24 protein-coding genes are annotated in these 23,174 nt (G+C 48.2%); 10 read left to right on the top strand and 14 right to left on the bottom strand.

The window, feature by feature from the left end; genetic code table 11:
* Positions 1-53: 53 nt before the first annotated feature.
* The 4 genes from Q0R37_RS07225 to Q0R37_RS07210 form a co-directional block, all read right to left on the bottom strand.
* Positions 54-1,190: an ATP-binding protein gene (locus tag Q0R37_RS07225; protein ID WP_294752874.1), complete on the bottom strand. Its 1,137-nt coding sequence runs from the start codon at positions 1,188-1,190 to the stop codon at positions 54-56.
* Positions 1,190-2,884 (bottom strand): ATP-binding protein, encoded by a 1,695-nt coding sequence (locus Q0R37_RS07220; protein ID WP_294752873.1) that lies wholly within the window; start codon positions 2,882-2,884, stop codon positions 1,190-1,192. The genes Q0R37_RS07225 and Q0R37_RS07220 overlap by 1 nt, the downstream gene beginning before the upstream one ends.
* Positions 2,877-3,560: a response regulator transcription factor gene (locus Q0R37_RS07215; RefSeq protein WP_294752871.1), complete on the bottom strand. Its 684-nt coding sequence runs from the start codon at positions 3,558-3,560 to the stop codon at positions 2,877-2,879. The genes Q0R37_RS07220 and Q0R37_RS07215 overlap by 8 nt, the downstream gene beginning before the upstream one ends.
* 309 nt (positions 3,561-3,869) lie before the next feature.
* A complete protein-coding gene (locus Q0R37_RS07210; protein WP_294752869.1) occupies positions 3,870-5,084 on the bottom strand; it encodes a cation:proton antiporter in 1,215 nt (404 codons plus the stop codon).
* A 228-nt stretch (positions 5,085-5,312) separates the two neighbouring features.
* Here Q0R37_RS07210 and rpsF point away from each other — a divergent pair, with 228 nt between their 5' ends.
* From rpsF to rpsR, 3 genes are read left to right on the top strand one after another with little or no spacing between them, the layout of a single operon-like run.
* Complete coding sequence (gene rpsF / locus Q0R37_RS07205; RefSeq protein WP_024860702.1) at positions 5,313-5,609, top strand: 30S ribosomal protein S6; 297 nt, start codon at positions 5,313-5,315, stop codon at positions 5,607-5,609.
* Positions 5,610-5,638: 29 nt separating this feature from the next.
* The gene (locus tag Q0R37_RS07200) at positions 5,639-6,148 is read left to right on the top strand and encodes a single-stranded DNA-binding protein (protein WP_294752867.1); all 510 of its coding nucleotides are present in this window, start codon (positions 5,639-5,641) and stop codon (positions 6,146-6,148) included.
* 39 nt (positions 6,149-6,187) lie between these two features.
* Entirely contained in the window at positions 6,188-6,430 is a 243-nt protein-coding gene (rpsR, locus tag Q0R37_RS07195; protein ID WP_294752865.1) for a 30S ribosomal protein S18, read from the top strand.
* Between the two features lie 100 nt (positions 6,431-6,530).
* Here the strand turns inward: rpsR and Q0R37_RS07190 are convergent, their stop codons facing one another.
* Entirely contained in the window at positions 6,531-6,749 is a 219-nt protein-coding gene (locus tag Q0R37_RS07190) for a DUF378 domain-containing protein (RefSeq protein ID WP_294752863.1), read from the bottom strand.
* Positions 6,750-6,886: 137 nt separating this feature from the next.
* Between Q0R37_RS07190 and Q0R37_RS07185 the strand changes: the two genes are divergently transcribed.
* Both Q0R37_RS07185 and Q0R37_RS07180 read left to right on the top strand, forming a co-directional pair.
* Positions 6,887-7,534: a nuclease-related domain-containing protein gene (locus Q0R37_RS07185; RefSeq protein WP_294752861.1), complete on the top strand. Its 648-nt coding sequence runs from the start codon at positions 6,887-6,889 to the stop codon at positions 7,532-7,534.
* A 27-nt stretch (positions 7,535-7,561) separates the two neighbouring features.
* Positions 7,562-9,169, top strand: a complete 1,608-nt coding sequence (locus Q0R37_RS07180) for a glycosyl hydrolase 53 family protein (RefSeq protein ID WP_294752859.1) — start codon at positions 7,562-7,564, stop codon at positions 9,167-9,169.
* 207 nt (positions 9,170-9,376) lie between these two features.
* Here the strand turns inward: Q0R37_RS07180 and Q0R37_RS07175 are convergent, their stop codons facing one another.
* From Q0R37_RS07175 to secA, 5 genes are all read right to left on the bottom strand, one after another.
* Positions 9,377-10,048 carry an HAD family hydrolase gene (locus tag Q0R37_RS07175; RefSeq protein WP_294752857.1) on the bottom strand — a complete coding sequence of 224 codons (672 nt, stop codon included), beginning with the start codon at positions 10,046-10,048 and terminating at the stop codon, positions 9,377-9,379.
* Positions 10,049-10,051: 3 nt separating this feature from the next.
* A complete protein-coding gene (gene hslO / locus Q0R37_RS07170; protein WP_294752855.1) occupies positions 10,052-10,924 on the bottom strand; it encodes an Hsp33 family molecular chaperone HslO in 873 nt (290 codons plus the stop codon).
* Positions 10,925-10,937: 13 nt separating this feature from the next.
* Entirely contained in the window at positions 10,938-11,705 is a 768-nt protein-coding gene (locus Q0R37_RS07165) for a class I SAM-dependent methyltransferase (protein ID WP_294752853.1), read from the bottom strand.
* Between the two features lie 99 nt (positions 11,706-11,804).
* Positions 11,805-12,839, bottom strand: coding sequence for a hypothetical protein (locus Q0R37_RS07160; protein WP_294752851.1), 1,035 nt, complete (start codon positions 12,837-12,839; stop codon positions 11,805-11,807).
* A 185-nt stretch (positions 12,840-13,024) separates the two neighbouring features.
* Positions 13,025-15,787, bottom strand: coding sequence for a preprotein translocase subunit SecA (secA, locus tag Q0R37_RS07155; RefSeq protein ID WP_294752850.1), 2,763 nt, complete (start codon positions 15,785-15,787; stop codon positions 13,025-13,027).
* Between the two features lie 652 nt (positions 15,788-16,439).
* Between secA and Q0R37_RS07150 the strand changes: the two genes are divergently transcribed.
* From Q0R37_RS07150 to Q0R37_RS07140, 3 genes are all read left to right on the top strand, one after another.
* On the top strand, positions 16,440-16,967 hold the full coding sequence (locus tag Q0R37_RS07150) for a 4'-phosphopantetheinyl transferase superfamily protein (protein ID WP_294752849.1): 528 nt from the start codon (positions 16,440-16,442) through the stop codon (positions 16,965-16,967).
* Between the two features lie 238 nt (positions 16,968-17,205).
* Complete coding sequence (locus Q0R37_RS07145) at positions 17,206-17,451, top strand: IreB family regulatory phosphoprotein (protein ID WP_028516792.1); 246 nt, start codon at positions 17,206-17,208, stop codon at positions 17,449-17,451.
* A gap of 47 nt (positions 17,452-17,498) precedes the next feature.
* The gene (locus Q0R37_RS07140; RefSeq protein ID WP_294752846.1) at positions 17,499-17,624 is read left to right on the top strand and encodes a hypothetical protein; all 126 of its coding nucleotides are present in this window, start codon (positions 17,499-17,501) and stop codon (positions 17,622-17,624) included.
* 50 nt (positions 17,625-17,674) lie between these two features.
* Here Q0R37_RS07140 and Q0R37_RS07135 read toward each other — a convergent pair whose 3' ends face one another.
* Positions 17,675-18,631, bottom strand: coding sequence for a glycoside hydrolase family 25 protein (locus tag Q0R37_RS07135; RefSeq protein WP_294752844.1), 957 nt, complete (start codon positions 18,629-18,631; stop codon positions 17,675-17,677).
* Between the two features lie 208 nt (positions 18,632-18,839).
* Between Q0R37_RS07135 and Q0R37_RS07130 the strand changes: the two genes are divergently transcribed.
* Both Q0R37_RS07130 and Q0R37_RS07125 read left to right on the top strand, forming a co-directional pair.
* Positions 18,840-19,100: a TIGR03905 family TSCPD domain-containing protein gene (locus Q0R37_RS07130; RefSeq protein WP_294752843.1), complete on the top strand. Its 261-nt coding sequence runs from the start codon at positions 18,840-18,842 to the stop codon at positions 19,098-19,100.
* Positions 19,101-19,204: 104 nt separating this feature from the next.
* Positions 19,205-19,783, top strand: coding sequence for a hypothetical protein (locus Q0R37_RS07125; RefSeq protein ID WP_294752840.1), 579 nt, complete (start codon positions 19,205-19,207; stop codon positions 19,781-19,783).
* Between the two features lie 51 nt (positions 19,784-19,834).
* Here Q0R37_RS07125 and Q0R37_RS07120 read toward each other — a convergent pair whose 3' ends face one another.
* The 3 genes from Q0R37_RS07120 to Q0R37_RS07110 all read right to left on the bottom strand — a co-directional run bounded on the left by Q0R37_RS07120 (position 19,835) and on the right by Q0R37_RS07110 (position 22,971).
* Positions 19,835-21,178 (bottom strand): dockerin type I repeat-containing protein, encoded by a 1,344-nt coding sequence (locus Q0R37_RS07120; protein ID WP_294752838.1) that lies wholly within the window; start codon positions 21,176-21,178, stop codon positions 19,835-19,837.
* A gap of 10 nt (positions 21,179-21,188) precedes the next feature.
* Positions 21,189-21,530, bottom strand: a complete 342-nt coding sequence (locus tag Q0R37_RS07115) for a phenylpyruvate tautomerase MIF-related protein (protein WP_294752836.1) — start codon at positions 21,528-21,530, stop codon at positions 21,189-21,191.
* A 166-nt stretch (positions 21,531-21,696) separates the two neighbouring features.
* Positions 21,697-22,971, bottom strand: a complete 1,275-nt coding sequence (locus Q0R37_RS07110; protein ID WP_294752834.1) for a methionine gamma-lyase family protein — start codon at positions 22,969-22,971, stop codon at positions 21,697-21,699.
* Positions 22,972-23,174: the final 203 nt, after the last annotated feature.

Here is a 23,174-nt window from a genome sequence, read left to right as displayed (position 1 = left end):
ACATGGCATAATGTCCCGTCTTAATAAAATTATATAATGCAAAAACGGACTTATCACAAGTCCGTTTTTTCATCGTATGAATCAAGGAAGCGGTGAACTCCCGCATTATCCTTATAGGCTATGACCGTATTGAGATTAACATTCTCAACGCTGCGGAAGATGTTTTTTTCCACCTGGGGATTGATCTTTTTCAGCTCAGCAATGAGGTTCTTGATCTCCATTCTCTTTGACACCGAGCGGCTGTCGGGAGCACAGGTTGTGCAGGTATCCGTGAATTTGCAGGCACACTGTATGAAATGCAGACCGTTATAGTCGCGCCAGTGCTTTATATCGGCTTCACGGACAAGATACAGAGGGCGGATAAGCTCCATGCCCTCAAAATTCGTACTGTGGAGCTTCGGCATCATGGTCTGGACCTGCCCTCCGTAGAGCATACCCATGAGGATAGTTTCTATTACATCGTCAAAATGATGTCCGAGGGCTATTTTATTGCAGCCCAGAGCCTTTGCGCGGCTGTAAAGGTAGCCGCGTCTCATACGGGCGCATATGTAGCAGGGATTTTTTTCGATATTGTAAACAGAGTCGAATATATCCGACTCGAATATATGCACGGGTATTGACATTGAACGGGCATTCTCCTCGATAACGTGACGATTTTCGGGACTGTAGCCCGGGTCCATAACAAGGAATTCCACCTCGAAGGGGAACTTGTCATGCCTTTTCAGCTCCTGAAATAGCTTTGCCATGAGCATTGAGTCCTTTCCACCCGAGATACACACAGCTATCCTGTCGCCCTCTTTTACGAGCTCATACTCGTTTATAGCCTTTGTAAATTTGCACCATATGGACTTTTTGAACTTCTTGCGTAAGCTGAGCTCAACGTCTGCGGTTACCTGACGGTTATCCATTTTTATCCTGAGCCACTCCACATAGCCGCCGCTGAGGTCATATGCGTCAAAGCCCCTGTCACACAGCTCGTCTGCGGTCTGACCGCTTATTATACCGCCGCGGCAGTATATTATCAGCTTTTTATCCTGCGGGAGCTCCGCAAAGGCAAGCTCATTCTGCGGAATATTCACCGCTCCGTCGATGTGACCGTACTCAAAAGCCGAGCTGTCGCGTATATCTATCAGTAAATACTCAGAGCTGTCAAGCCTTTCAAGCTCACCGACAGTAATGACATTGCTCATCAAAACACTCCTTGTTCTTCATTATGCTGCTTCTTTTCTATGGGAAGCTCCACCGTGAACACAGTACCCTTTCCCTCTTCGCTGTCAACGCGGACAGTTCCGTTATGATAGAGAACTCCGTGCTTTACTATGGAAAGTCCCAGTCCTGTGCCCTTTATCCTGCTTGAGCGGCTCTTGTCAACGCGGTAAAAGCGCTCGAACACACGGCCTAAATACTGCCTTGGTATGCCCATGCCCGTATCGCTGACAGTGATTATAACTCTCTGAGGGATATGGGATATCTTTACGCTGAGACTCCCACCGCTGACATTGTATTTTATACCGTTGTCGCAGAGATTGTACAGCACCTCGCTGAGTATGGTCCTGCTGCCTGTTACGGAGACCTTTTCACCCGAAAGTGATGTGGTCACGCCCTTTTCCGCGGCATTGAGACTGAGCCTGTCAAGCACCTCCCCGGCAAGCGAATACAGCTCGACACTTTCGTTTTCATGGGGAGCAGCGTCCTCGTCCAGCTTTGAAAGCGAAACTATGTCGTTTATAAGATTTATGAGCCTTTCGGCTTCACTGCGTATATTGCCGCCGAATTCCGCCACATCGCCGCTCTGCACCATACCGTTTGCCAGCATATCCGCTATGCCGTAGATAGTGGTGAGCGGAGTTTTCAGCTCGTGGGAAACATTTGACGTAAATTCGCGGCGCATGGTCTCAAGCTCCTGTTTTTCCGTGACGTCCATGATGAATACTACCAGTCCGCAGACCATATCTATGCTGTTTGCGGGACTTGCGATTATCTCACGCTGACCGCCGCCTGTTCTGAGTATACATTCCGAGCGTCTGCCGCCAAGCGCATTCAGGAGACAGCGGCGGAAAACATCGGAATTGTTGAGAGAATATATGCTCTGTCCCTGCGTGAACGAGCCTGCGCCGAGAAGCCTGAGAGCACTTGAATTGCAGGTAAGGACAATGAGCTTCGGGTCGGCGATTATCAGTCCTTCCTCCATGCTCTCCGTCATAAGGCTGAACTGCTCGCGGCTGCTTTGCAGCTCATCCATCTGCCTGCTGACCTTGTTGTTCTGGGTGCGGAGCTTGTCAAGAAGGGGAGCGAGCTCCTTGTAGTTCTTTTTTATCTTTGGGTGTGCAAGGTCTATATTGTTTATGGGCTTTACGATGTTCCTTGATACCATGGAAGCCGCAAGCACCGAGAAAAGCACTACTGCTATAAGTATAGCAAGCATGGGATTTATGGTTTTCACAAGCTCTGCCGTCAGGGTAGTATGTACGCCCGAAACTCTTATTACAGAGCCGTCTTTCAGCCTTACAGCGTGATTTACGGTCTTCTGCATTATGGTGCTGGAATATCTTGAGGAGCTTCCCTCACCGCTTTCAAACGCCTTTGATATCTCCTCACGGTCGGAGTGGTTTTCGAGGGAATCGGGGTCCTCATCGGTATCGTATACGACTTTTCCGTCCCGATCTATCCATGTTACGCGGATATTTCTGCCGAAATCCGTCCTTTCGAGGTAATCGCCGCCGCTCTGCTCCACAGCCGAAGCAATGAGCTTGGCATCGGTCATGACCTCTGCTGCCGCTATCTCCGCCGACCTGCTGTAAAGCACTGCCGTAACAAGGAATATAGCCGCAAGCATGGTAATGGTACATATCGTGATTATACTAAGGAATATTTTTTTAGTCACCTGCTTCGTCACCTGCCTTATAGCCCACGCCGCGTATAGTCTGTATCAGCTCACCGCAGCTGCCGAGCTTCTGTCTGAGAGTACGTATATGAACATCAACGGTTCGGCTCTCACCCGAAAAATCATAGCCCCATATCTCTTTCAGGAGGCTGTCGCGGGAGTAGACCTCTCCCCTGTTCCTTATGAGGAAAAGCAGCATATCGTATTCCTTAAGGGTAAGAGTGACCTTTTCGCCGTCCGCAAAGACCTCATGCTTTGAGGGAAATATGCACAGACCGCCCATTTCAAGCTTTTCGCTCTCGGAAGGAATATCGGAGGTCCTCCTCAGCAGAGCCTTTACTCTTGATATGAGCTCCATCATGCCGAAGGGCTTGGCGATATAGTCGTCAGCGCCGCTGTCGAGGCCCTCGACCTTATCTAGCTCGGAACCCTTTGCGGTAAGCATTATCACTGGAAGCTTCCGTGTTTCGGGAGCGCTGCGGAGCTTTTTCAGTACTGTCAGGCCGTCCTCTTCGGGCAGCATCCTGTCAAGCAGAAGCAGATCGGGGAGTCTTTTTTTCATTGCTTCCCTGAGCGCGGAGGGAGTTTCAAAGCCCTCGGCCTCCATGCCGGAGCTTTTCAGTCCGTAAAGCACGAAATTCCTTATCCCTGCTTCATCTTCAAGCATATAGATCATCTGTAACACCTCCTGTAAATCAAAATTTATATATGTAGGGGACGGCGTCTCGACGTCCCTTGTAGGGGGCGCCAGCCCCTACATGGTTTCATTGTGTTTTTCACGTTTTTCGCGGGCGCACAGCTCTGCATATAGCATTGCCAGCCAAATCACAGATTTGGGGCACTGCTTAACTGTGCGCCCCTACAATGGGCTAACGGTACAATCATTTTTTTAGTGCTGTAAGCGATGTACGATTAACGGTGTTGTTTTAAGTGAGCGAGTTTACGAGCGCCAACGTGGCTGCGCCGCCGCTCGCTCAGCGGCAAATTATGATTTTGCTGCTGTTTGTAAAGCTGCTCTTTCGTCTTTGCCGTCTGTTTTGCCGAAGAGAAGCTTCAGCACTATCGGTGTAACTATGCTTGAAACTATAATAAGCAGTATAACTGCCGTAAAATACGATGAGTCGATTATACCGAGCCCGAGACCCTTGTTGGTGATGATAAGTGCGACCTCTCCTCTTGTCATCATGCCTGCGCCGATTTTGAGGCAGTCGATCCAGCTGTACCTGAAGCACTTTGAGGCAAGTCCGCAGCCTATGACCTTGCTGAGCATAGCAACTATCACGAAGCCTATGGAGAAAACTATCATGCTCGAATCAATGCTGCTGAAATCGGTTTTAAGTCCTATGCTTACAAAGAAAACGGGAGCAAAGAACATATAGCCGTTGATGCTTACACGGCGGTCTATGTACTCTGCATCGCGGACGTTGCAGAGGATTATTCCAGCTATGTACGCGCCTGTGATGTCGGCGATGCCGAAGTATTTCTCGGCTATATAAGCCATCAGGAAGCAGAGCGTGATAGCTATTATGGGGATACGTCTTGTATGTGTGTGCCTGTCGTCGTAAAGCTTGAACAGCTTATAGATAATGAAGCCGAGCACTACGGAAAGCACAAGGAACAGGAATATCTTTCCGGTTACAAGGATGGTATTGCTGTTCGGGTCCTTGAAGCCGAGTACGAAGGTGATCACGATGATGCCGATAACGTCGTCTATGATAGCGGCGCTGAGTATAGTCTGTCCCACACGGCTGCTGAGCTTGCCCATTTCCTTGAGTACCTCCACGGTTATGCCGACTGATGTCGCCGTCATGATACAGCCTATGAACACAGCCTTGAAGAACTCGTCCGTACCGAATTCGGAGAAGCCGTAAACGCACATATATAGCAGGCTTCCGCCCACAAGAGGGACGAGGGCTCCCACGCAGGCTATAAGGAAGGCGGCGAAGCCCGATTTTTTCATCTCCTGCAAATTAGTCTCCAGTCCTGCGGAGAACATGATGAGTATAACGCCTATCTCAGCCATCTGACTGATGAACTCCGTGGGCTGTACCAGATTTAAGCCGAGGCACGGACCGATAACAAGACCTGCTATTATCTCTCCCACGACCATGGGAGCCCTGCATTTACGCGCAAGCAGTCCCGCAGCTTTTGCAAAAATAAAAATGAGCGCAAGATCCTTCAGGACCTTATAGGTTTCCATTCATATCCATCTTCTTTCACAAATAAAAGGAGCTGAAAGCTCCCCGTTAATATTTATTATACTATGAAGTCTTACGTTTGTCAACTTTATATATTTTAATTAAAGAAAAAATGCTTGACAAGCTGTGGATTAAATGGTATAATATTTGAGTATCGTGTAAAAACGCTACTATTATTATCCTTGCCCGCAGTAAGTTGCCGGGCATGATCCCAGAAGGAGGTGTGCTAAATGGCAAAGGTATCCGCTAAGTATGAAGTAATGGTTGTATTCAGCCTCAAGAACGGCGAAGAGCCCATGAAGGCTCTCGTAGCTAAGTTCAAGGAGAGAATCGAGCGTCACGCCGAAGCTGTTGAAGTCAACGAGGATTGGGGTAAGCGCAAGCTTGCATATCCTATCGAGGACGAGACAGAGGGCTACTATGTGATCTATACATTCCAGTCACAGCCCGATTATCCCGCTGAGCTTTCAAGACGTCTCAACATCACAGACGGCGTTCTTCGTTCACTCGTAACAGTTGTTGAATAATTCTACTTCATTATTTAGGAGGCGCTAAGATGAATAAGGTCATTTTAATTGGAAGGCTCACTGCCGATCCTGAGCTCAGACAGACTCAGAGCGGTATCGCTTCATGCAGATTTACCGTAGCTTGCGACAGAAGATTTGCCGACAAGAATACAGGTGAGAGACAGGCTGATTTTATCAGCTGTACAGCATGGAGACAGACTGCCGAGTTCGTTTCGAGATATTTCAGCAAGGGTAAGCTCATATGCGTAGAGGGCACCCTCAGAAATAACAATTATCAGGATAAGAACCACCCCGACGTAACACACTACACCACAGACGTGCAGGTGGATAATGTCGAGTTCGTAGGCGGCAAGGGCGAAAGCGGCGGCAATGGCGGCAGCAGCGGCTATGGTGCGCCACAGAACAATTACAATAACAACTATTCAGCTCCTCCGCAGCAGGCAGCTCCTCAGCAGCCCGCAGCAGGTAATGACAGTATGTCTTACGGCAACCTCAGCGATTTTGAGGAAATACTCAGCGACGGCGACGTTCCGTTCTGAGCAGATTAACTTTACTTTATTACGATAGGAGGAAAAGTCATGGAAAAGGAAAGAAATGCCCGTCCTGCAAAGAAGCCCCGCAAGAAGGTTTGTATGTTCTGTGCAGACAGGATCGAAAAGATCGATTACAAGGATCTTGCAAAGCTCAAGAAGTGCATGACCGAAAGAGCTAAGATTCTTCCGAGACGTGTAACAGGCACTTGCGCTTACCATCAGCGTGAGCTCACAGTTGCTATCAAGAGAGCAAGACATATCGCTCTGCTTCCTTATATCAGCGACTAATCATAAAACACAAGGGAGGCGAAATGCCTCCCTTTTCTGTTTATCCGGCGATTATGTATGCGCTCCTTACGGCATCGGTGAAGGAGCGTATTCGACAGGTCTATCGGTCGATATTCTGCACGGCGAGCTCTTCATCTCTGCGGAAGAGAAGAGATATGCACCATACTGCCGAGATAGCTACAAGAATGTAGACGGCACGGCTGAGGACGCTTCCTGCGCCGCCGAAAAGCCATGCTACCATATCAAACTCGAATATACCGACCAATCCCCAGTTTATTCCTCCGATTATCAGAAGAATAAGAGCAATTTTGTCCCACATACTGAGAACACCTCTTGATTTCGGGATTTTGACGCTTTGCGCCGTTTACCGCTGACTGCGGTTTATCGCGCGTTTCAACGGTACATAGGTATTATTGACGCTGAACTCCCGTTTATTCATTTTTGAAGGAGAAAATTATGGTTTTTGCTAATATTTCATTATTTGATCTTGACAAAAAGACATGGATACTCATAGCGATCGCAGCCGCAGCCGCTCTGCTGCTCATTCTGTATATCTGCGTTCACTTCAGCAAGGGCAGACGAAAGGGAAGAACTGCCGAGAAAAAAGTGGGAAAGCTCCTGAAAAAGCTGGGAAAAGCAGACCATGTGAAGATCATCAACAACGCCTATCTCCCTCTTTACAACAAGGCCTGCGAGGTGGATCACCTTGTTTTCGGACGCTTCGGAGTTCTCGTGGTGGAGACAAAGGGCATATCGGGAAAGGTCTCGGGCAGCGGCAAGAACCTTACCCATACCATAGGCAGCAAGACCCATAAGCTATACAATCCTCAGATGCAGAACAAGACACATATTGACAATGTGGTGCATCATCTGAAAAAGGGCGGCTTCGACAAGACTCCCGTAAACGGCGCGGTAGTCTTTGCCGCAAAGGATATCGAGTTCCCGTCAGAGCTTGGCACCGATCTCAAAGGACTTGAAAAGCTGTATAAGTCACTTCCCGATGCAGGCTGCAATCAGGATGTGCTGTACAACTATTTCAGCGATATGCAGGTAAAAAATCCCCTCAAAAAAGCATGGATAAGAACACGCAAGAAAAACGACTGATACAGGCTTATGCCAAAGGAGTTTATTATGAAAGCAAAAAGATCTATAGCCCTCGCAGCGGCTGCACTCATTGCTTTTTCCTCAGCGATATGCACTGACAGCGTAAAAAGAACAGCAGAGGCTGCAAATATCCCCTCGGTAACATTTACAAACTTTGACAGCCGCATAAACGGCGGCGAGCCGATCCGCGGAGTTGATATCTCGTCTATCATTTCCATTGAGGAAGCAGGCGTGAAGTTCTATGACGACAAGGGCAGTGAGCAGGACATTTTTCAGACTCTTGCCGACCACGGTGTGAACTATATCCGCGTAAGGATATGGAACGAACCTCACGACGATAACGGAAATACCTACGGTGGAGGACACTCCGACCTCGAAACTGCTGCAAAGATAGGTAAACGCGCAGCAGAGCACGGCATGAAGCTCCTTGCGGATATACACTATTCCGACTTCTGGGCAGACCCTGCCAAGCAGACCCGTCCGAAGTACTGGATGCCCCACGACCATAACAAGCTCAAAGGCGAGATATACAACTGGACATCGTGGGTGGTAAAGTACCTCACCGAAAACGGCAGCGATATAGGCATGGTGCAGGTAGGCAACGAGACGGACTGCTTCTTCTGCGGCGAAAAGGATATGTATGAGATCTGCGACCTGTTTTCAAGCGGAGAGAAGGCTGTCCGCGACTTCGACAGGAATATCCTCATAGCGCACCATTTCGCCAATGCAGGCAACGGTCATTTCGGCTGGTACGCACAGGTGATGGCGGAGTGCAATCTTGATTACGATATATTCGCGTGTTCCTACTACTCCTACTGGCACGGCACGCTGGATAATCTGCAAAAAACTCTCACGGATATCGGCAATAAGTACAATAAGTATGTAATGGTAGTCGAGACTGCCTATCCTTATACCAATGAAGACGGCGACACCTTCGGCAACACAGTTTCATCCGGAACCAGCGGCATCGACCTCAGGTATGATATTTCCGTTGACGGACAGGCTAAGGCTCTTGCTGATGTATTTCAGACTGTAGCCAACTGCAACGGTCACGGTATAGGAGTATTCTACTGGGAGCCTGCGTGGCTTGGAGTTCCCGATATATCATGGGAGGAGCAGAAAAAGCACTGGGAGCAGCAGGGCTCGGGCTGGGCAACGGTCTACGCCAGGGACTACGACAGCGGAGCTACCGAAACAGGCGGTTCTTCCTTTGACAATCAGGCGCTTTTCGACTTCCACGGCAAGCCGCTGGAGTCACTGGACTTGTTCCTGAATATCTATCCTCAGAAAAAGCCTGAAACAACTACAACGACGACAACAACCACATCTACTACCACAACCACAACTACTACCACAACGACCACTACCACTACTACAACAACGACTACTACCGCAGAGCCTACGGAAACAAAGGAGATAATACTCGGCGATATCAACAGCGACGGTACAATTGACGTATTCGACGCTGTAGCGCTGAGAAAGGCAGTAATGGCAGGGGAGAAGTCGCCGGAGCTTGACCTCAACGCTGACGGAGAAGTAGGCATCGCAGACCTTGTTAAGCTGCAAAGCTACTTGCTCGGCAATAAGGACAATGCCCTCACAAAGACAACAATAACCATAAAAAAGAACGGATAACACAAAAGCCGCTGCATTTGCAGCGGCTTTTATATTATAATAGTATGGAATGTTGTTTGGGGAATTCTTCAATATCTTTGCACAGCTTGACTAAAACATCACGTGTACCTTTGTGCAAAACGTAGAATTCCGAAAATATTTTTTTCTTATTAAACTGTTTTGTGTTTAATTTCAGTCTATTTCAGCCCTCTTATAGAAAGGGCTTTTTCATTCTGATATTATATCAGCTATGTCTGAGGGCTTTTCGGCAATGAAGCTGCTGTCACCTCTTTTGCATTCGCGTATACAGGCTTCAAGCTCCTCACGTCCGCGAAATCCCCATGTGCAGCCTATAAATCCGATATCGGCATTGCACGCGGTCATGACATCCACATTGCTGTCGCCTATCATCTCGACGCAAAACTCCTCATCATTGGGGAGAAGGGAAAATACCTCAGATATCACAGCAGGATCGGGCTTCAGCGGCCTCTTGTCGCTTCCGCCGAGCACGCAGAGAAAATCTATATCGGGGAGCAGCTTTGCTATTATCTCCCTTGCGGCGTCCTCGGGCTTATTTGTGGCAACTGCAAGGATAACGCCGTTGTTTTGAAGCTTTTCCATTGTTTCCTTCATGCCGTCATACAGCTTTGTCTTGTCGAGATAATGATGACTGTAATACTCCTTGAACATGAGGTAAAGCTCCTCAGCCTTGTCCTTTTTATCCTCGGGGAGCGCTCTGAAGCAGAGCTTCTTAGCGCCGTTTCCTACCATTTGTTTATATGCCTCATAGTCATGAGTGGGACATTCAAGCTTTTCAAGCCCGTAGTTCACCGCGTCTCCGAGGTCGCAGATAGTATCGGCGATAGTTCCGTCGAGGTCAAATATAGCTAGCTTTTTCATTGCTTATTCTCCTATGAGCTTTCTTATCTCGTCGGGAGTGAACACGTACTCTTTGCCGCAGAAATGACAGCTTACGGACGTATCCCTGCCCTCCTCGGCAATAGACCTCAGCTCGTCCTTTCCTATGCTTATAAGAACTTTCTCGGTGCGCCGGCGGCTGCAATCGCACTTATATACAGGGGAAGCCGTATCAAGCACATTGGGCTCAAGTCCCTCAAGGAGCATATCTGCTATCTCCTCGGGAGTGATCCCCTCGTCAAGCATAGCCGAAACAGGGCGTATCTTCGCAACATTTTTTTCGATTATGTCTATGCATTTCTCATCGGCAAAGGGGAGAAGCTGCACAAGGAAGCCGCCTGCCGCTTTTACGGTGAGGTCGGGATTTACGAGGACTCCGAGACTGCATACAGTAGGTATCTGCTCGCTCGAAGCGTAGTAGCTTGCGATATCCTCGGCAATTTCACCCGAAACAAGCGGGATAACGCCGACATAGGGCTCTTTCAGTCCCATATCCTTGACTACGGAGAGAGTACCGTCTCTGCCCACAGCTCCGCCGACGTCCAGCTTGCCCTGAGCGTTCAGCGGCAGCTCTACAACGGGATTGTTCACGCAGCTCTTTACGTTTCCTCTGCTGTCCGCAACAGCTACAAGCTGTCCCGAAGGACCGCCGCCGTCCACGCGGAGAGTAACGCTGTCAGCGTCGCCCTTGAGCATATAGCCCATGAGAGAGGCGGCTATGGTAAGCCTTCCGAGGCCTGCCGTAATAACAGCGGAGGTCTTGTGTATGCGTTCGATCTCGGATATAATATCCTTAGCGTCAAGTACTTCCGCAAAGGCAGAACCGTCTGCGGATATCGCTCTGTATAAATTACCCATTTCTATTATCCTTTCAGTATTTCTGACCGCTTCTTATGCATCTTGCAGCGTAGACTATCCGCTGTGCGTCGGCTTTGGGCGGTTCAAAGGTATCATCGCCGTATTTTCCCAGTATCTCAAAGCCACATTCCGCAAGGAGCTTTTCGATATCTTCCTCGCTGTATGCCTTTTCCGAGAATCCGTCAGAGCTTCGGGAGTAAAGCCCGTTTTCCTCCAGTTCGAAGAATTCAAGCTCCATTTTTACTTCGAGGGTAGCGGGATCGAGAGTATTTTCCCACACGCAGTAAACATGATCGGTCTCGTAGGTGAAGGTATTGTTTGCCAGTATTTCGCGGTGCTTGTAGGGAGTATTCACATCGAATATGAACAGTCCGTCCTGTTCCGAGAAAAAGGCGACTCCCTCAAAAACCTTTTTTACATCGCCGAGACTTGCAAGGTGATTGATACTGTCCAGCGCACATATGGTTATGTCCACAGTTCCGAACATATCCAGCTTTCTCATATCCTGACAGAGATACTGGATATTCGCACCGCTGCCGAACTTCTTGTCGAGAGCTATGCCAAGCATCTCGTCGGAATTGTCAACACCTATGACGTCATAGCCAAGTCCTGCCATGACCTCGGAAATACTGCCCGTTCCGCAGGCAAGGTCAAGGAGGATATTATCCTTTGTGGTCTTGAAGCGCTGTATTATCTCGTGGAAATACCTTCCGCGCCCGTTATAGTCTATATTTGCGGTAAGCTCGTCGTAATACCGCGCAAAAGCACTGTATCCGCTCAACGCTGCACTTCCTTTCGGTCTGATGTATTGCGGCTGAAACAACGGGCTGCGACCATAGCGGTGCAGCCCGTCATAAATTCTTTTAAGTACGGGAAGCTTTTATTCTTCCTCGTTTACGGTAGCAGGTTCTGTGGGCTCTGTAGGAGGCTCTGTTGTCACAGGAGGGATATCCTCTATGATATTGCCCGAAATATCCTTTAATTCCCTTGATATCTCGTCGCCGCCGGCGTCATAGTAGACATATTCCAGATAGATATCAGGGTCATCAGTACCGTTTTCAACGGGATACTGATGGATACTGCTTTTCAGAACGAGCTTTGAATCATTGTCCCATGTATAGGTCTTGAGCTCGTATTCAAACTCATCTTTTCTGTCGAATACTGAAATATTGCCGTCCTCAAGCTCCTTGAGCTCCACGAGATTTTTAAGGGCGTTCATTTCCTTCCACAGTGTGTACTCGCCGCTCTCGGGATCATAACGGTAGTATTTTCCCGATTTGTTGAGCTCATTCTGGTTTTCTATGATGAAGATGTCAGGATAGCTGTCGTCGTCGAAATCCGCACTGATGATGAAATCATCCAGCTTCTTTTCGTCGTCGTTCTTCAGCTCCTTTTCTATCTCGGTGGTATCAACGTCCTTCAGCTGCTGTACAGCTGTTTCCTCTCCGTTCTTGCTTTTGCGTATAACCTTTATCTCATTAGGCTTTGTTCCAAGTGAAAAACTTATGTTGCTGTAATCCTTTGGATCATATGAAGTTGTCTGTGTGGGAGACTCGGCAACGGAAGTCGTTGACGCTGCTGTAGTGGTCCTGTGTACGGTCGGAACAGATCTTGTTGTTCCGTGTACAACTCCGTCGTTTCCCGAAGCCCTTGTTGCAGACACGATCAAGTTACTTGTTGTATGAACAGCAGTAGTTGTTCCCGATACCTTATTGCCCGCAGACTTGGCGGTAGTGATCTCTGACGTGGATAATACGTCTGTAGTTGACTCGGTCTCGTATTTCTGAAGATTGGTGGTCGCACCGTCCACAGCTTCCGTAACCGCATTTATGTCCTTATTATCCGTTGTCCCGTTGACCTCGCCGCAGCCTGAAAGAAGTGCAAGAAGAATAGCAGGAAAAATAAGCTTTTTCATATTGTCACCTCAAAAACCTTTCTTTCTCCAAAGTACCGCTCTCCTGTTCAGACCTGACGGAAAGCCTTTTCCCGAAAGCTTTTCCGTGCATCCCTTGTGCCTGACAGGGTATTGAACGGTATGGAAATCAATCCCTCATAGTTTAATTTCTGATCCCCTGAACGGCAGCAGCTGCCGCTCATTTATTATTTGCCTGCCATGTCCTTTGCCTTGCAGCATTTTTTGTATTTCTTGCCGCTTCCGCATGGGCAAGGATCGTTATCGCCGATCTTTTTAACACGTACAGGCTCGTCTGAGAAGCTTCCGTCGCCTGCGCCCGCATTGGGAGCGTCGGGCTGAGCTACCTGTTCACGCTCGGGCGCTTCGTTTGCCTGAAGTCTTACTGTAAGGAGCATACGGATAGTATCCTCGCGGATGGAGTCTACCATAGCGTCGAACATCTCGAAGCCCTCGTAACGGTACTCGATAACAGGGTTCTTCTGACCGTATGAACGGAGACCGATACCCTTCTTGAGCTCTTCCATATCGTCGATATGAGCCATCCACTTGGTATCAACGACCTTGAGGAGTATAACTCTTTCCAGCTCACGCATTACTTCTGAGCCGTACTCTGCTTCCTTGGCTTCGTATATCTCTCCTGCCTTGCTGCTGAGAGCGTTTACGATATCTTCCTTTGATACTTCCTGAAGCTCCTCGTCGGTGAAGTTGAGGTCCTCGGGACCGATGAGCCATCCGAGGAAATGCTCCCTGAGGCCGACCATATTCCAGTCGTCCTTTACCTCGTCGTCAACAAGGTATGAATCAACGGTGGTATTAATGAGATCCTCCATCATCTTGAGTATGCTCTCGTGGAGATCCTCTCCGTCGAGAACCTGTGATCTCTGCTTGTAGATGATCTCACGCTGTGTATTCATAACGTCGTCGTAGTTGAGGACGTTCTTTCTTATGCTGAAGTTCTGACCCTCGACCTTCTTCTGTGAGGACTCGATGATCCTTGTGAGCATCTTGCTCTCGATAGGAGTATTCTCGTCCACATTGAGGGTCTTCATGAGGTTTTCAAGGCGGTCTCCCGCGAATATACGCATGAGGTTATCCTCGACCGAGAGGAAGAAGCAGCTTTCGCCCTCGTCGCCCTGACGTCCGGAACGTCCGCGGAGCTGATTGTCGATACGGCGTGATTCGTGACGCTCTGTACCGAGGATATAAAGTCCGCCTGCTTCCTTGACGGCAACAGCCTTTTCCTTTACCTCTGCGTTGAACTTGTCATAAAGCTCGCGGTAGAGCTTTCTTGCAGCGATAACTTCCTCGTTGTCGGTATCAGCGAAGCCGATAGCCTCGGTGATGATCTCCTCGGGGATCTCGCGCTTTCTCAGCTCTGCTCTTGCAAGGAACTCAGCGTTACCGCCGAGCATGATATCGGTACCTCGTCCTGCCATGTTGGTAGCGATGGTAACAGCACCGTACTTACCTGCCTGAGCAACGATCTCGGCTTCCTTGGCGTGCTGCTTTGCGTTAAGCACCTCATGCTTGATGCCCTTTCTCTTGAGCATAGCGGAGAGGAGCTCGGACTTTTCGATAGAAACTGTACCAACAAGGATAGGCTGTCCTTTTTCGTGGCACTCTATGATCTTGTTGATGATAGCTACGTATTTGCCCTTTTCTGTGGTATATACCTGATCGTTGTGATCTATACGGATAACGGGCTTGTTAGTCGGAACCGCAATAACGTCGAGCTTGTAGATCTCCTTGAACTCGTCCTCTTCGGTCATGGCAGTACCTGTCATACCCGAGAGCTTTGTATAAAGACGGAAGAAGTTCTGGAAAGTGATGGTAGCGAGAGTTTTTGACTCGCTCTTTATCTTAACGCCTTCCTTAGCCTCGATAGCCTGGTGGAGACCGTCGTTGAAGCGGCGTCCCATCATGAGACGGCCTGTGAATTCGTCAACTATGATGATCTCGCCGTCCTTTACGACGTAGTCTATATCGTTCTTCATTACGCCGTTAGCCTTGATAGCCTGATTTATGTGGTGGAGGAGCGTCATATTCTCGGAATCCATAAGGTTCTCGACTCTAAACGCTTCCTCAGCCTTTTTGACACCGCGCTGTGTGATAGTAGCGGTCTTTGCCTTTTCATCTATGATATAATCTGCTGTATCGTTTACGGACTCCTGATCCACCTTGTCGTCCATTTCAACGACTGTGGTCGAAGTAAGTGTTTTTGCAAAGCGGTCAACTATGGAGTACAGGTCTGTGGACTTATCGCCGCGCCCCGAAATGATAAGAGGAGTACGGGCTTCATCAATGAGGATGGAGTCGACCTCGTCTACGATGGCAAAGTTGGGGGCACGCTGAACGCGCTCTTCCTTATGAGTTACCATGTTGTCACGGAGATAGTCAAAGCCCAGCTCGTTGTTTGTAGCGTAGGTAACGTCGCAGTTGTATGCGGCGCGGCGCTGATCGTTGTTGAGACCGTGGAGGATACATCCGACTGTAAGTCCGAGCCAGCGGAGAACCTTACCCATTTCCTCAGCCTGTGTCTTTGCGAGGTAGTCGTTTACGGTAACGACGTGAACGCCGAGACCCGAAAGCGCATTGAGGTAAGAAGCAACGCAGGCAACGAGAGTTTTACCTTCACCTGTTTTCATTTCTGCGATACGTCCCTGATGAAGAACGATAGCACCGATTATCTGTACGGGATAAGGCTTCTTTTCGAGTACTCGCCAAGCGGCTTCTCTTACGGTGGCAAGAGCCTCGGGAAGGATATCGTCAAGAGTTTCGCCGTCCTCAAGTCTTTCCTTGAATTCCGCGGTCTTAGCCTTGAGCTCCGCGTCGGAGAGCTTCTGGTATTCCTCGTCAAGCTCGAGAACTTTATTCTTCAGAGGTTCGATACGCTTAAGCTCACGGTTTGAGTAAGCATTCGCACCAAAAACGTTTTTGAATAAACCCATTTTTGTTTTCCGCCTTTACTTTATTATAATATAGGTCTGATAATCCATATAATTAGACATAATATATTTTACAACAAACGACAGTGTTTGTCAATACCTATTATACAGAAACAGCGGACAGAGTCCGCTATTTCATCATATTTTCACAGTATAAAGGCACTTTGACGAAAAATAAGTTATTTTTATCCAATGGGCACATACTCAGAATACTGTATCAGCCCATCGCTTCTGTCTTTTGTATCTCGTCGCAACAGGAGCTGAACATATACCAGAGCGAGTTTAAGATCTGATTGAAAATCATTGTATCATGCCCGGATATGCATGACATAAAGATGTGTTTACGCGCAAATCCTCATTTTTCAAAGGGATTTGCGCTCCTGAACACAGTTCGGGTCAATGGCAGCCTGACTGCTGCCATTGAGTTCACACCTATATAAAACTATATCATGCTATGATGATAACATTTCTTAGCTGATTTAACAAGACGACAAATGTCACTTTTTCAGTGACATTTGTCACTTCTTCTTACTAAAGCACAGGAGATATGATCGCTTTTTTGAGTCGTAAATGCAGTAAAAAGGCAGTATTTGAACGTTTGTGTTGCTATTTACGCTGTTTTATGCTACAATTGTATTTGGTGATGAATATGCTTATGATCTCGATAAAGGATATGGATAAAAAAGAGCTTCACAACCATGCACACAGGCTCCTCAGGGAGTGTCTGCGTCCCTATGGCATCGACTATACCGAGGAAACTCCAGTGACAAAAGGAAAAATGGGTAAGCCCTCTCTTGCTTACCGCCCCGATATACACTACAATCTCTCCCATGCGGACGGAATTGCCGCCTGCATAGTTTCGGACTGCGAGTGCGGCATCGACTGCGAAAGGGTAAGGGAATACCGCCCGAATGTGATGAAAAGGGCTTTTTCGGAAAAAGAGCGGGATATGGTGGAAAAAGCTCCCGATGATATGAAGGATCAGCTTTTTTTCAGGCTCTGGACTCTTAAAGAAGCCTATGTAAAGGCTCTCGGGACAGGGATATCCTATCCTATGGATACTGCGGAATTCGGCTTTGAGGGTGGTGAGATAAGGACAAATGTGCAGGGCTGGCGTTTCAGGCAGTATATCGTCTGCGGTGGTAAATTCGTGATATCAGTCTGCGAGAAAGCCGACAAGTGATGCCAAATATGCCGAAAAGTGCATGATTTGTGGAACTTCGGCGGGAAATTACATTTTTCTTGGCAGTCAGGCTGTGCAAAATTCATAAAATCAACAATGAAATTCGTTCAAATCGGGAAAAATGCAGGATTATACTTGCATTGCCGCAGCATTTAGGTTATAATATTAATACAAGCTTCTTGTTTGAATCCGTTAGCGTTCCATCAGAAGTATTCCACAACAGCGGGAGGCTGATACTATGTTTGATAAAACCATGACCTTTTCTGTAAATGAGGACAGAGAAGCAGAGCTCAAGAAAAATCTCACTATCATATACGATGCTCTGACACAGAAGGGATATAACCCCGTTAATCAGATAGTAGGATATATACTTTCGGAAGATCCTACATACATCACGACATACAACAACGCAAGAAGCCTTATCCGTCACATTGACCGTGACGAGCTTTTGCAGGTGCTTGTGAGGTCTTATCTTAATGCATGATAAAAGGCGGTCTTTATGACCGCCTTGGTTTTTATAAGGAGTATATTATGGTCCACACCGATACTCGTACCGATTACGTTTACAGAATGGTGCATGAGAATACGTGGAAGCTCCGCAGAGGTATCATAAAAAGATATACCGAATGCGGAATAAAATGGTTCGGTGAAGAATAAAATCCAAGCCCTTAGTCTGCGCGTTTGCGGACTAAGGGCTTTTTGTAATGTTATTCTCCGTATGGTCTGAAGCAGATATTGAGGTCAACGTCTCCCTCGATACCCGGTATCCTGCCTGTGTTGGAATACTGCCATATCCTGAAATCATAGTAGAATGACGGCTTTTCCGCGTATTCCGCAAGCCAGAAATCGTAGTCCTTTACGCGGGGAAGATCCAGCTTGTGCATAGCTGTACCAGTGTTCTGGTATATCATGGGGGTGTATCCCGAGTCCTTTACCCTTTCGCAGAAAGCCACACAGCAGTCCGCGAGAGCTTCAACGGAAACATCATCAGTACGTGCGCTGTCGTGGTAGACGAGCTCCCAGTCGTAGACAACGGGGTAGGTGATATCATAAGGTGCAAGGGCGTCTATAACAGCGTCGGCTTCGTCTACAGCCTCGTCAACAGTGGTCGCCTGTGAGAAGAAGTAGGCTCCCACCTTTATTCCTGCTGCCTGTGCCCCTTCGATATTGCGCTGGAAGGCATTGTCGTATGTAACTATACCGTCGCCGTATGTGCGGTAGCCTATGCGTATGAACGCGAAGTCTATGCCCGCCTGCTTTACCTGAGTCCAGTCGATATCGCCCTGGAACTCCGAAACGTCAACGCCTGTTGTTGAAATGATATTGCCGTTTTCACTGTAATAGGCGTAGCCGTTACGCATGGTGATATTATTCAGGTCCACAGTGCAGGCAGGAACATCCTCGTAAACGGGAACGAATATCTCACCGTATGTATTGTCGTGCATGAGTATCTTTTTTCCGTCGAACTGATAGAAGGCTTCTTCCTTTTCAATGACAGCCCTTTTGCGGACCTGCGGCTTGTCGGACTTTGCGCTTGCAGGTACTGCATCGGCTTTTCCCTTGAAAAAAGCCGTAAAAATAAGGGCAAAGAACAGAAGAAGTATGATAACAGCTTCGAGTATGGCGATACTCTTGAATTTTATTCGTCTTTTGTTGTCAGCCATTGTTTCCTCCGTTAATGTTTTTTATCTGTAAGTATATGATATCATATTTTTCGCTCTTTGTAAACAATTATTTGAAGATAAAAATAACAGTTTTGTCACATAAGGGGCTTTTCACTCAGATTTCAGAATACTATCATTGACAAGCTGTGATTTATGGTATAAAATTTAGATATAAGAATAAACCTGATACAAGGAAGGAAGTTTACATATGAAATATAAATACAAGACGAAAATGGTCTGTTCACAGGAGATAAGCTTTGATATCGACGGTGACGTTATCACGAATATCGCATTCGTGGGCGGCTGCAACGGAAACCTCAAGGCGCTCTCAAAGGTGCTTGACGGCTGGACTGTTGAGCAGATAGAAGCAAAGCTAAAGGGCAATACCTGCGGTATGCGTCCCACTTCCTGCGCCGATCAGCTCTGCTTAGCTGTACGCAGGGCTTACGACGAGCAGAATAAGGCGTGATATATAATCATATCAGCAAAAGCGCACTTTTTGTGCGCTTTTTTTGAACCTTTTTTCGCTGATGACAATATGTAACAGAAGATAGAAAATTGGAGGTGCACCGAATGACAGAGATTCAGTTTGAAAAACTGCTGGAACTGTATGGAGATTCTATCTTTGGCTTCTGCTGTCATCTTACAGGCGAAAGGAGAGTTTCACGCCGTATGAAACCAAAATTTGCAGCAGCAGTTGCTGTTCCGCTTATGCTTGCCATTGCGGGAACGGGAGCTTATGCAGTATCAAAAAGCGGATATTTCCGCGATGAGACAAATATATTCGGCACGGTAACGGGTTCGGTATATGAAAATGCCAATGAAGAGATAAATGTTTCTCTGGTATATGAGGCCGAGACTATTACCGTAAAGGTCGTGTTCAGTGATCCGAATGCTTTTCCTTACAGGGAGTTTGAGACCATTGATCTCAATGAGTTCAGTGTCACCGATCAGACGAACGGTTCGGAGGTGAGCTGCGGAGAGATAGCGCCTGCCATGATAAACAACGGGGAGGCAGAGTTAAAAATCCCTGTGGGCAAGCTGGACAGCGGCAGCTATTCTGTCACTGTAAGCTCGTTCCTCGGAGAGAAAAAAGCCGATCAGCCCCTTGAAGTAAAAGGGCATTGGTCAGCAGGTATAGATATTGATTAATATACAAAAACGGGAGCATTTATGCTCCCGTTTATCTTTTGCTTTAAATTATCAGTCGTCGATTATCGGCTCAAGGCTTCCTATTATGTGGAGAAGATACTCCTGTATACGCAGAGCGTCATTGGAGGTCAGTCCCTTGCTTGAAGCGTCTACATCGGCATTTACAAGTCCCTTATCGGTGATATGCTTGCCGTCAGTGCCGCTTACGCCGTATTTGTTGGGATTTGCAAGCGCCTGCATAATGAGCACGGCGTCCGACATATCAATAGTGCCGTCGCAGTTGGCGTCGCCGTAAACTGTCTCATCACCGATGTTATCTGTAACAGATGTGGTGGTTGAAGTCTCTGTGGCAGAGGTCGAAGTAGTTGAAGAAGTAGTAGTTGTAGTGCTTGTTGTGGTAGTTGTAGTCGTGGTAGTAGTTGTAGTAGTCGTAGTTGTGGTCGTTGTCGTGGTCGTAGTAGTCGTTGCAACCTGCTTTTCCTCTATGGGAGCCATGCTCGGCACACCGTCGCCCCACCAGTCCCAGCGGTCGTCGGTGCGGTATTTATTGATCTTGTCGCCGTTTGCGGATGTCCATGTGAACACGTTGTCGTAGAGATGTCCCTCATAGTAGTAGAACTGCGCCATTGCACATATCTCATCGGCGTAGGTGGCGTATGCTCCGTCGTCCTCAGCCTTTGTGCACCAGCCTGTGTTGAAGCCTTTAAGGCTGTTCCTTATTACCTGATAGTCGTTCATTCCCTGCTCGTCTATACATATCTCAGCAAAGTGGAGTATCTTTCTGATACCCATGTGATTTGAGATTATGCAGTCGTAGAAGTTGGATTTCGTGAACGAATACTGGAACATTTCGGGGACATTGTCCTCGGGCATGAATTTTGGGTCGCAGTCAGCAAAAGCAGTAACGGCGGTCTGTAAAGTTCCGTATGCGTGGGCGGAGTTTACTCCCCAGCCGTCCTCATAGGCGGTCTCATGGTCTGAGCCTATCTTGCCCTCGCCGAGAGTGGACTCTCTTGAACCGAGTCCGAGGAAAAGGGCATACATCTTTTCACGGTCGGGCTGACCGAGACGGGTGGAGATAAGGTCCCAGTGCTCGTCTATCTCCTTGTAGAGAGCGTACTTTACTTCCTGAACAGTCATTTTGTGGTTGATAGCGCGTATCTCAGCTGTGGAAGCGTCGGCGGGAGTGTTCCTTTCACCGAAATTCAAGGGATTTCCGACACCCTCGGTCTGAACGTCACGTGAGGTATCGTGGAGCGGCTCGCAGGTCTCTCCTGCGTAGCACCACTCGTCTGCCGAAGCTATGAGCTCATTTTCGCTTATCTTCATGACGTTAACGGAGGTCGCGCAGAGTACTGCTGCTGTGAGAAGTCCGCATATCTTTGTTAATTTCATAATTATCACCTCAGAAATTGGAGCCGTTCCAGCCCCAGTCGTTCGTGCTTGTGTACTTTACGTAAACTCTGTCTGACGGGATACCGATATTATCGGTCAGTATTCCTGTGATATGGCTTGTGAGGGTCACGAGCGCGTTTGAAGAAGCGCTGCCGTATATGGATACCTCCACCATAGCCGCAGGAGCGTTCTCCCCCTTGAACCAGAGGTCGTATTCGGACTCGATGCCGACCATGAGCCAGCCCTCGGACTTGCCGGGGATAGCTGTGATAGCACGTCCCATAGCGGATTTGATGCTTGTTTTCTGCTCCTCGGAAACAGATACGTTTGTTTTGACATTGATGAATGGCATGATAATTCCTCCTCATATTTTTTAGCCGTTAGCCATTAGCTATTAGCCGTCAGCCCATTGTAGGGGCGGATATTATCCGCCCGTGTACGCCTTACACTATAAATAACGTGAACATCATGTGTAGGGGAGGGCGCCCTCGCCGTTCCCTACAAACATAGATTTTGATTTATATAAGTCCTTCGGACAGCATTTCCTGAGCTGCCAGCATTACTCCCAGCTTTCCGCTTGTGTAGGTTATACCGCCCTGCATCCATACTGCATAAGGCTCGCGGAGGGGAGCGTCTGCGGAGAGCTCTATGGAAGCTCCGTTTGTGAATGCTCCTGCCGCCATGATGACCTGACTTGAATAGCCCGGCATATCCCACGGCTCGGGAGTAACGAATGAGTCAACGGGAGCTCCTTTCTGTATACCGCGGCAGAAAGCGCAAAGGTGCTCCTCATCGCCCAGCTTCACGGCTGTGATTATATCTCCTCTTGGCTCGTGCTTACGCGGTGAGCACTCGAAGCCGAGAAGAGAAAATAGCTCGCTTGCGAAGGTGCAGGTCTTTATGGCGTTTGCCACAACATCGGGTGCAAAGAATATGCCCATGAGCATCTCGCGGTTCATACCGAGAGTGCAGCCGACTTCCTTTCCCATTCCCACGCAGGTGAGACGATATGAGCAGAGCTCCACAAGGTCGGCTCTGCCTGCGATATATCCGCCTGTTCGGGCGATACCGCCGCCTGCGTTCTTTATGAGAGAGCCTATTATAACGTCTGCCCCGACAGCCGTCGGCTCTCTGTCCTCGACGAATTCGCCGTAGCAGTTGTCCACCATGACGATTATGTCGGGATTGCCTTTTTTAGCGGCATTTACCATTTTTTCTATATCTGCTATCGTGAAAGCGCTGCGGAGAGAATAGCCCCGTGAACGCTGTATATAAGCGACCTTTGCCCCTTTTACGGCTTCGGTGATCTCGCCGAGCTTCGGAGTACCGTCGCTGTTGAGGTCTACCTGTCCGTACTGCACGCCGTAGTCCATAAGGGAGCCGTTACCCTTTTCGCCGCTTATGCCGATGACTTCTTCGAGAGTATCATATGGCTTTCCCGTTATGGAAACTATCTTGTCGCCTGTTCTGAGAACTCCGAAAAGAGCCACGGACAGGGCATGAGTGCCTGATACGAAGTTGAAGCGTACAAGAGCGTCCTCAGCTCCGAGAGCCTGTGCGAATACCTTGTCTATCACTTCGCGTCCCATATCTCCATAGCCGTAGCCCGTTGAGCCGTAGAAGCAGGGCTCGCTGACCTTGTTGTCGGAGAATGCTTTCAGTACCTTTGCGCCGCAGTATTCGGCGTTTGCGTCTATTTTTGCAAAGGCTTCGGCGCAGTTCTTTTCTGCCTGTGCGGCAAGCTTTTCTATCCTGCTGTCGAAGCCGTATAATTCGTTTATCCTGCTGTTCATTATTTGTCCTTTCCTTTATAAATCAAAATTTGCCGCTGAGCGAGCGGCGGCGCAGCCACGTTGGCGCTCGTAAACTCGCTCACTTAAAACAACACCGTTAATCGTACATCGCTTACAGCACTAAAAAAATGATTGTACCGTTAGCCCATTGTAGGGGCGGATATTATCCGCCCGAAATTACACTTGCGCTTTGTAGGGGACGG

The sequence above is a fragment of the uncultured Ruminococcus sp. genome (assembly GCF_946415235.1).
Lineage (GTDB): Bacteria > Bacillota > Clostridia > Oscillospirales > Ruminococcaceae > Ruminococcus.
This window is presented reverse-complemented; position numbering and strand designations above follow the sequence as displayed.